The organism is Streptomyces sp. IBSBF 2435 (genome assembly GCF_036815005.1).
Lineage (GTDB): Bacteria > Actinomycetota > Actinomycetes > Streptomycetales > Streptomycetaceae > Actinacidiphila.
This window is the reverse complement of sequence record NZ_JAJSYW010000248.1, coordinates 1-7,704: the sequence shown is the minus strand read 5'-3', so window position 1 is coordinate 7,704 and position 7,704 is coordinate 1. Positions and strand designations below refer to the sequence as shown.

Here is a 7,704-nt window from a genome sequence, read left to right as displayed (position 1 = left end):
GGTCGGGGGCGGGGAGGCGGGGAGACGCGTGGCCGTGGACGTCGCCGAAGCGGGTGCCCTCGATCCACGCGTCCCGGGCTTCTACGATGTCCTCGCCCGACCGCCCGACAAAATTCCACCACATCACGATGCGCTCCTCGAAGGGCTCGCCGCCCAGGAGCATCAGGGAGCTGTCGGTGTCGGCGCGCAGCCGGAGGTCGGTGCGGCCGCAGCCGAGGTAGAGCATGGAGCCCGGGGACAGGCGGACGCCGTCCGCCTCGGCTTCGCCGGACATGGCCAGGACGGCGTATTCGAAGTCGGGTTGCAGCGGCAGCCGGGTGCGGGTGCCCCCGGCGAGGGTGAGGTCGGCGCCGACGATGGGCGTGTGCGTGGCGCCGGGGGAAACGGCGCCGTCCAGCTCGCCGAGGATCACCGTGGCGTGGAGTCCGCCGCCGCCGGTGAGCGCGGGCAGCTCCGCGTGGTGCTCGAAGGCGGGCGGCATGTGCCGGGCGGCGTCGGGGAGTGCGACCCACAACTGGGCGCCGTGCAGGTAGCGGGCGTGATCGCGGGGCGACTCCTCGGAGTGGGAGATGCCCTGGCCCGAGGTCATCAGGCCGAGTTCGCGGGGGCGTACGGTCTGCTTGTTGCCCAGGCTGTCGCGGTGCAGCACCTCGCCGTCGTGCAGCCAGCTCACCGTCTGGAGGCCGGTGTGCGGGTGCGGCGGGACCTGCATGCCGGGCTCGTCGGCGATGTCGTCGGGGCCGTAGTGGTCGATGAAGCACCAGGCGCCGACCATCCGGCGTCCGAGGTTGGGGAGCAGCCGCCGGACCCGGGTGCTCTCGCCGAGCCGGACGGGGCGGGCGGTGAGCAGTTCACGGACCGGGGCGGCGGAGACGTCCTGGCGGCCCCCGCAGAGCGTGGCCGGCGGCTTCACATCGAGGTTGCTCATACCCCGATCATGCCCGCGGCCGGGCCGCCGGACCGGCGGTTCGGCCCGGGCGTCACTCGTCGGGCGGCGAGTCGTACGGGCCCCGGGGCAGGTCCACGAGGTGTTCCGGGATGTCGGCGAGGCAGCCGCGCAGCCGTTCGCCGAGTGCCTTGGCCTGCGGGTCGGCGCTGGTGGACGCGGCGACCCCGTCGCCGAGCAGGCCGTGCACCACGAAGTTGACGGCGAGCAGGTTCGGCAACTCGTACCGGCTGACGGGCAGTTTGGCGCTCTCCGGGAGCAGTGCCCGCAGCCGTGGTACGTCGAGGTGGTCGCGCAGCCACCGGTAGGCGCGCTCGTCGCGGGCCCACAGGCCGACGTTGGCGTCGCCGCCCTTGTCACCGGAGCGGGCGCCGAGCAGCGTGCCGAGCGGCAGCCGTACGGTCCTGCCGAGCCGGGGCTCGTACGGCTCGGGGCGGCCGGGGCGCTGCGGGGCACTGCCGGGGACGGCGCCGAGCGGCGGCTGCGGCTCGGGCGGCACCGCGTCGTCCGTGAGGAGGGGGCCGGCCTTGGCGGTGGGCGGGTTCGGTACGGGCAGCCGGGTGCCGTCGGCGAGTACGGTGACCGCGGTGACCTCGGCCGCGGGGATCAGTGCCGGCCAGTAGACGCCGTATTCGGTGGCCCGCGCGGTGGCGTGCTCCAGGTAGAGGCCGGGGTAGCCGGCCAGCGCGGATCCGGCGACGGCGCTGAAGAAGCCGCGGCCCGCCACCTCGGGGTCGGGGTCTTTGACGGTGAGGGTCAGCCGGTCGCAGCCGCCGCCGTGTTCGCGCCGCAGGTCGTAGGCCGCGAAGCCTGCGGGGCCGCCGGTGGCGTCGTGCAGGGTGGCCTCGGCGAAGTCGGCCTTGGCGTCGAGGTCGAGGCCGGTCAGCACGAAGGTGGCCGAATTGCGGTAGCCGCCGCGGTGGTTCAGGCAGACCTTGAGGGTGGCGGGCGCGGGTTCGCCGGTGACCCGGCCGACCGCGACCCGGTCGGGTCCCTGCTGGTCCAGCCGTACGCTGTCGAAGCGGGCGACGACGTCGGCGTTGAGGTAGCTCGGCCGGCCGATCTCGTACAGGAGTTGGGCGGTCACGGTGCCGACGGTGACCGCGCCGCCGGTGCCGGGGTGCTTGGTGATGACGCTGGAGCCGTCGGCGGCGACCTCGGCGATCGGGAAGCCGGGGTGGACGGGGTCGGGGATCTCGGTGAAGAAGGAGTAGTTGCCGCCGGTGGCCTGGGTGCCGCACTCGATGATGTGGCCCGCGGTGACCGCGCCGGCCAGCGCGTCCCAGTCGTCGGGCGCCCAGCCGTGGGCCCAGGCGGCGGGTCCGACGACGAGCGAGGCGTCGGTCACCCGGCCGCAGACGACCACGTCGGCGCCGGCGTTGAGGGCCTGGGCGATACCCCAGCCGCCGAGGTAGGCGTTGGCGGTGACCGCCTGCACACCGGAGCCGGCCAGCGGGCGCCCGGTGGCCAGGTGGGCCAAGTCGTGGCCGCGGGACTGGAGTTCGGGCAGCCGGCCGAGCAGGTCGTCGCCCTCGACGTGGGCGACGCTGGGGCGCAGGCCGCCGAGTGCGGCCAGTTCGCGCAGCTTGGCTGCCAGACCCGCCGGGTTGAGGCCGCCGGCGTTGACCACGACCTTGATGCCGCGCTCCAGGCAGGTGCCGAGCACCTCGCGCATCTGGGCCAGGAAGGACACGGCGTAACCGGCCTCGGGGTCGCGCGCCCGGGCCTTCCACAGCAGCAGCATGGTCAGTTCGGCGAGGTAGTCGCCGGTCAGGACGTCGATCGGGCCGCCCTCGACCATCTCCCGCGCCGCCGAGAGCCGGTCGCCGTAGTAGCCGGAGCAGTTCGCGATCCGCAGAGGTTCCCGTCGCACGGTCAACCGTCTCTCCCGTCGCTCCGTCCGGGGCCACCGATGCGGACGATCATCCTTGCCGCGGTTCGCGGCGCGCAAGACCGCGGGCGCACACGGCCGCGGGCGCCCCCGGCGGCGGTGGTGGTTGAATCGGCCCATGAGCGAGGGCGACACGGCGGCCGGGCGGTCCGCGGACGAGATCATCGACATCGTCGACGAGCAGGACCGGGTGGTCGGGCAGGAGCGGCGCGCCGAGGCGTACGAGCGCGGGCTGCGCCACCGGGCCGCCTTCGTGCTGGTACGGGACGGCGCGGGCCGGATCTTCGTCCACCGGCGCACTGCCCACAAGCTCATCTTCCCCTCGCTCCACGACTGCTTCGTCGGCGGTGTGCTCGGCGCCGGCGAGTCCTACGACGAGGCCGCGCTGCGGGAGGCGGAGGAGGAGCTGGGGGTCAGCGGGCTGCCGCGGCCCGAGCCGCTCTTCCGCTTCCTCTACGAGGACGGTCCGCACAGCTGGTGGTCGGCCGTCTACCAGGTGCGGTGCGACCTGCCGGTGTCCCCGCAGCCGGAGGAGGTCGCCTGGCACGGTTTCCTCACCGAGGAGGAGCTGGCGCGCCGGCTCGGCGAGTGGCAGTGGGTGCCGGACGGCCTGGAGGCCTACCGCCGGCTGCTCGCCCGGTCGGCGGCGCCGGAGCCCGGACCGGAGGAGCGCTGACCCTGCCGCGGTACAACGCGCCGCCGTACCCGCGGCACCGCCGGCCCGGCACACACTGCCGCGCCCGCGGCCCGTTCAGCCCAGCAGCAGGAAGCCCGCCAGCACGGACACCGCGTTGGCGGCGGCGGAGGCCGCGTACGGGACAGGGCCGCGCAGGCGCAGGGCGCGGGACATCAGCCGGCCCTCGATCAGCAGCACCGCGGACTCGGCGGCGGCGAAGGCGGCCCAGTAGCCGCCGCCCGGCACATGGCGCAGGAACCACCACAGCGGGGGGTGCGTCACACAGTTGACCATGACTGCGGCGGAGGCGGTGCGGACCGGCCCCGCGGCGGACGCTACGGTGAGCGCCGCCGCGTAGACAGGCACCTCGGTCACCACGGTGAGGGCGAGGGCCGCGGGGTAGGGCACCGCCGGATCGTGTCACGGGGAGGGAAGCGATGGCCAGTGCTGTCCGCACAGGTACAGGCACACGTTCGACGGCGGGCGGTTCGCTCCACGTGCGGCGGCTCGGCGGGATGGGCGCGGCGGGCACCGGCCCGGTCGCCGGCTTCGTCCTTGCGACGGCGATCGTGCTCGCGCTGTCACTGCGGATGCCCGCGGGCACAGCGGTGGTGGGCCTGGCGAGCCTAGGAATCCTGCACAATGTGCTGGAACTGCGGTACATGGCGGGGCGTTTCGAGCGGGTGCTGCACGGCCCCTTCCTGCGACTGCTGGCCGCGCTGATCACCGGCATCGTGCTGTGCCGCGTCCTGCCGGCGTCGGCAGGCACCCGGGACGGCGAGATCCTGCTCGCGTACGGCCTGCTGGCTGCGGCCTGCGTCCACGCGCTGCGGCACAGGCCCGCGGTAACGGCCGCGGCGGGCGCGGTGATCGCGACAGCGGCGACCGCCTCCCTGAGCTTCCCCGACTACCACTTCGTGGTGCTCACCCACCTGCACAATGTGGTGCCGCTGCTGTTCTTGTGGGAATGGTCGCGGGGAATGCGGCGGGGCCGCCGGGCCTTCCGCGCGGTGCAGGTCGGCTGGGTGCTGGTGATCCCGGTCCTGATCCTGTCCGGCGCCTTCGACGGACTGACGGGGTCAGGGTCCGGCTGGACCGACCGGCTGTCGGTGTCGTACACCCCGCCGGCCTGGCAGCACACGGACGCGGGGCTGCGCTTCGTCACCGTCTTCGCCTTCATGGCGCTGATGCACTACCTGGTGTGGGTGTGGTTCATGCCGCGCTACGCGCCGGACGCCGCCGCGGCCTTCGAGCGGCGGGTGCCCGTGCTGAGCGGCCGCCGCGCCTGGGCGCTGGGCCTCGGCGCGGGCGCGGCGCTCGCGGCGCTCTTCGTCAGCGACTACGACCAGGGCACGTCGCTCTACGCCGCGCTGGCCACTTACCACGCCTATCTGGAATTCCCCGTCCTGCTGATGCTCGTCCTGGGGATGGGTCCCAGGGCCACCGCCGGAGGCTCCGCGTGAACGCGATCCGCACCACCGTCCTGCTCGCCGACATCGCACCCCGGCACGAGGGGGGCGGTGGCGGCCACACCGCGCTGGTCGTGGTGTCCGTGGTGCTGGCGGTCGCCGTGGCGGTGCTGGTCTACGCGGCGTTCCAGCGCCGCAGGTGAGGCCGCCAGGGCGCCGCGGGTGGGCGCGGACGGCACCGCATAGTGTGGACGGGTGAGCGTATTCGACCAGCTGAGCGCCGGCCGGGACGCGGTCAGGCTGTGGTTCGCGCCGACCCGGGTCCAGGACGAGGGCGCGACTCCGGACTACCGGTTCTCGCTCGCCAACGAGCGGACCTTCCTGGCCTGGATCCGTACCGCGCTCGCCCTGATCGGCGGCGGTTTCGCCGTGGACCAGTTCCTCACCGACCATCTGACGCACTGGTCGCGGGTGGCGCTGGCGCTGGCGCTGCTGGCCGGGGGCGTGGCCTGCACACTGCGGGCGGTCAACCACTGGGTGCGGTGCGAGCGGGCGATGCGGCGCGGTGTGAATCTGCCGGTGTCACGTTTTCCCGCGCTGCTCGCGATGCTGGTGGCGGTGATCGCGCTGGCGATGGTCGCGGTGGTCCTCTTCGGCTGGGCCGGGTGACGGCCCGGCGGCTGCCGGTCGAGACCGACCGGGACCCGGGGCTGCAACCGGAGCGCACCCGGCTTGCCTGGCGGCGTACGACGCTGTCGTACGCCGTGACCGCGGTGCTCGCCGGGCGGCAGGTGCTGGCCGGAGGGGACGCATCGGCGGCGCTCGCCCTCGGCCTGGCCGCGCTGGTCTTCCTGGTCTTCCTGCGGCTGGCGCACCGCCGGATAACGCAACTGGGCGCACCGCAGCCGGCGCTGATGCGGGCCGGGTCCGCCTTCGCGGTGGCGGCGTGCACGGTCGCGCTCGCGGTCTTCGGGGCCGCGGTGATGCGGTGAGCCGACAGGCCGCCGCCGGGCCGCGGTGACGCGGTGAGCCGGCGCCGCCCGTCCTCAGCGTGACCGCCCGCGCAGGGCGCCCGCCGGCGCGCGCACCTCGCGGTCGGCGAAGCCGGGCTCCGCGCCGGGGGTGCGGACCAGCCCGTCGCGTACGGTACGGGTCCGGCCGGCGGCGACCAGCGCCCGGGACTCGGCCAGCGCTTCCGGCAGCTGGGCGTGGTGCCACGGTGCCACAGGCCGGCGGGCCCCGTGCCGTCGGTGAGCGCGCCGAGCCGCGCCTCAGCGGCGCCCCCGTAGCGGGAGAGCGACCAGCGGAAGGGCTGGGGCGGTGCGGGCGGTCGTCCTGTCACGCGCACCAGTGCAGCACGCGGAACCGCCGCCGGTACAAGGCAGTTCAGGGCGCCAGGATGTCCAGCTCGCGCAGTGCGCCCACGCAGATCTCCCGCATCAGGTCCTCGGCGGCGCGCGCGTCCCTGGCGCGTACCGCCTCGGCGACCCTGACGTGCAAGGTGACCGCGGCCGGATCGGGGGCAGTGAACATCACATGGTGTTCGGTACGCCCGGTCAGCACCTCGGCGACCACGTCACCGAGCCGGGCGAACATCTCGTTGCCCGACGCCTCCAGCATCACCCGGTGAAAGGCGACGTCGTGGACGAGATACGCACCGAGGTCGGCGGCACGGCCGGCGGCGGCCATCTCCGCGGCCAGTACGGTCAGTTCGCGGCACTGCCCGGGTGTCGCGGCGCCCGCGGCGAGCCCCGCGGCGACCGGCTCCACCGCGGTCCGCAGCATGGTCAGCGACCGCAGCTGCCGGGAGCGGTCGGCGCCGGCGAGCCGCCAGCGGATGACGGCCGGGTCGAAGACGTTCCACTCCTCGGTGCGGCGCACGGTGATGCCGACCCGGCGCCGGGTCTCCACCAGGTGCATCGCCTCCAGCACCCGGACCGCCTCGCGGACCACTGTGCGCGAGACGCCGTAGCGGCTCTCCAGTTCGTCGATGCGCAGCACCGTGCCCGGCGGGTGCGCACCGGAGGCGATGGCCGGGCCGAGTTCGGCCAGGACCCGGGAGTGCAGGCCGCCGCCCTCGTTCTGCCCGTCCCGCGGGGATCCCTGCTGTGGCATGACGACAGCCTAAGCGTCAGCACAGTCATATGACATTTACATCACAGACTCTTGAATAAGTAGTACCTAAGGTGTTCAGTGGGCGCCACGTCCCGCGGCACGGGGCACGGGGCACGTACGGATGACTGGGAGGCACGCGACATGACGGCTGGACCCGCACCGCGACCGGTGATCGTGGTCATGGGAGTGTCGGGCTCCGGCAAGTCGACGGTCGGCGGGCTGCTGGCCGAACGGCTCGGGGTGCCGTACGCCGAGGCCGACGACTTCCACCCGGCGGCCAACATCGCCAAGATGTCGGCCGGCCGTCCGCTGGACGACGCCGACCGCGCGCCCTGGCTGGACGCCATCGCCGGCTGGATCGCCGGGCGCGGCGACCGGGGCGGGGTGGTCAGCTGCTCCGCGCTGCGCCGCCGCTACCGCGACCGGCTGCGGGCCGACGCGCCCGCGGTCTTCTTCGTCCACCTCGACGGCCCCGCCGAGCTGATCGCCGCCCGACTGGCCGCCAGGATGCAGCACTTCATGCCGTCGGGCCTGCTCGAATCGCAGCTCGACGCGCTCGAACCGCTGGCGCCCGACGAAGCCGGCGCCGTCGTCCCGATCGACGGCGGCACGCAGCAGATCACCGAGCGCGCGCTCGCCGCACTCCCCCGCTGACCCCGCCCCGCGC

11 protein-coding genes are annotated in these 7,704 nt (G+C 74.3%); 6 read left to right on the top strand and 5 right to left on the bottom strand.

Annotated elements, in window-relative coordinates; all coding sequences use genetic code 11:
• The coding region (locus V7E46_RS30800) for a pirin family protein (RefSeq protein ID WP_333771490.1) at positions 1-928 on the bottom strand (928 nt) is incomplete at its 3' end.
• A gap of 52 nt (positions 929-980) precedes the next feature.
• Positions 981-2,825 carry an acyclic terpene utilization AtuA family protein gene (locus V7E46_RS30795; RefSeq protein ID WP_333771489.1) on the bottom strand — a complete coding sequence of 615 codons (1,845 nt, stop codon included), beginning with the start codon at positions 2,823-2,825 and terminating at the stop codon, positions 981-983.
• 130 nt (positions 2,826-2,955) lie between these two features.
• On the opposite strand from V7E46_RS30795, the gene V7E46_RS30790 reads away from it, so the two are divergent.
• Positions 2,956-3,513 carry an NUDIX hydrolase gene (locus tag V7E46_RS30790; RefSeq protein ID WP_329180339.1) on the top strand — a complete coding sequence of 186 codons (558 nt, stop codon included), beginning with the start codon at positions 2,956-2,958 and terminating at the stop codon, positions 3,511-3,513.
• A gap of 75 nt (positions 3,514-3,588) precedes the next feature.
• On the opposite strand, the gene V7E46_RS30785 is transcribed toward V7E46_RS30790, so the two are convergent.
• Positions 3,589-3,921 (bottom strand): hypothetical protein, encoded by a 333-nt coding sequence (locus tag V7E46_RS30785; RefSeq protein ID WP_333771488.1) that lies wholly within the window; start codon positions 3,919-3,921, stop codon positions 3,589-3,591.
• Positions 3,922-3,950: 29 nt separating this feature from the next.
• Here V7E46_RS30785 and V7E46_RS30780 point away from each other — a divergent pair, with 29 nt between their 5' ends.
• The 4 genes from V7E46_RS30780 (at position 3,951) to V7E46_RS30765 (ending at position 5,914) form a co-directional block, all read left to right on the top strand.
• The gene (locus V7E46_RS30780) at positions 3,951-4,976 is read left to right on the top strand and encodes a hypothetical protein (protein WP_333771487.1); all 1,026 of its coding nucleotides are present in this window, start codon (positions 3,951-3,953) and stop codon (positions 4,974-4,976) included.
• Entirely contained in the window at positions 4,973-5,125 is a 153-nt protein-coding gene (locus tag V7E46_RS30775; RefSeq protein ID WP_333771486.1) for a hypothetical protein, read from the top strand. The genes V7E46_RS30780 and V7E46_RS30775 overlap by 4 nt, the downstream gene beginning before the upstream one ends.
• Positions 5,126-5,195: 70 nt before the next feature.
• Positions 5,196-5,591, top strand: coding sequence for a YidH family protein (locus V7E46_RS30770; RefSeq protein WP_333771491.1), 396 nt, complete (start codon positions 5,196-5,198; stop codon positions 5,589-5,591).
• Positions 5,588-5,914: a DUF202 domain-containing protein gene (locus V7E46_RS30765; protein WP_333771485.1), complete on the top strand. Its 327-nt coding sequence runs from the start codon at positions 5,588-5,590 to the stop codon at positions 5,912-5,914. The genes V7E46_RS30770 and V7E46_RS30765 overlap by 4 nt, the downstream gene beginning before the upstream one ends.
• 54 nt (positions 5,915-5,968) lie before the next feature.
• Here the strand turns inward: V7E46_RS30765 and V7E46_RS30760 are convergent, their stop codons facing one another.
• Both V7E46_RS30760 and V7E46_RS30755 read right to left on the bottom strand, forming a co-directional pair.
• Positions 5,969-6,148 carry a hypothetical protein gene (locus tag V7E46_RS30760; protein ID WP_333771484.1) on the bottom strand — a complete coding sequence of 60 codons (180 nt, stop codon included), beginning with the start codon at positions 6,146-6,148 and terminating at the stop codon, positions 5,969-5,971.
• 160 nt (positions 6,149-6,308) lie between these two features.
• Positions 6,309-7,037: a FadR/GntR family transcriptional regulator gene (locus tag V7E46_RS30755; protein ID WP_333771483.1), complete on the bottom strand. Its 729-nt coding sequence runs from the start codon at positions 7,035-7,037 to the stop codon at positions 6,309-6,311.
• Positions 7,038-7,178: 141 nt separating this feature from the next.
• On the opposite strand from V7E46_RS30755, the gene V7E46_RS30750 reads away from it, so the two are divergent.
• Complete coding sequence (locus V7E46_RS30750; RefSeq protein ID WP_333771482.1) at positions 7,179-7,691, top strand: gluconokinase; 513 nt, start codon at positions 7,179-7,181, stop codon at positions 7,689-7,691.
• Positions 7,692-7,704: the final 13 nt, after the last annotated feature.